Annotated in this window: 1 protein-coding gene and 1 pseudogene; both read left to right on the forward strand. The window is 68.5% G+C overall.

All coding sequences use genetic code 11. The features are described 5' to 3' along the window. Positions 1-382, forward strand: a pseudogene (locus ACBJ32_RS59385) (IS5/IS1182 family transposase); the annotation flags it as partial. Further along, positions 379-641 (forward strand): hypothetical protein (locus tag ACBJ32_RS59390; protein WP_375134405.1); only part of this gene is annotated, 263 nt, incomplete at its 3' end. The pseudogene ACBJ32_RS59385 and the gene ACBJ32_RS59390, both read left to right, overlap by 4 nt.

Below are 641 nucleotides of genomic sequence, written 5' to 3' on the forward strand. Positions count from 1 at the left end.
GGTGGTGGTCGCGGCAGCCTCGATGCACGACAACGCCATCGGCAACGCGCTGCTGGACCGGGTCGCCGCCGCCACTGCGCCCGGCAGCGTCCGCACCGCCCTGGTCGATCAGGGCTTCAAGAACACGCTGGTCGCCCACGGCGCCACCCACGGCATCGCCGTGAAGATCGTCGAGCGTAACCCCGCCGAGGCCGGGTTCGTCCCCCAGCCCAAGCGGTGGGTGGTGGAGCAGACCTACGGCACGATGTCCCTGCACCGTCGCCTGGTACGCGACTACGAACACGATCCGGCCAGCTCCGAATCGCGCGTGTACTGGGCGATGACCGACGTGATGACCCGCCGGCTGACCGGCACCTCCACCCCCACCTGGCGCTCAGTGTGAGCACCTCAGACCCCCGCACGTGGCTGCTGGACCGCATCGACACCCGCGAGAAGGCTCTGACCAGCCAGATCGAACAGGTACGAGACCAGATCGAGGAGTTGACCGCCCGCCTACGGGAACTCGACCAAGATCTCGATCATCTCCGGATCACCCGCAAGACCCTGCTCCTCCTGGCCGCCGAGCCCGATCCGGCACCCCCGCCGCCACCGGCTCCCGTGGTCCCCGATCACCCCGCCTACCAGCAGATTCTCACCCTCAT

Source organism: Nonomuraea sp. GTA35 (assembly GCF_041950525.1).
Taxonomy (GTDB): domain Bacteria; phylum Actinomycetota; class Actinomycetes; order Streptosporangiales; family Streptosporangiaceae; genus Nonomuraea.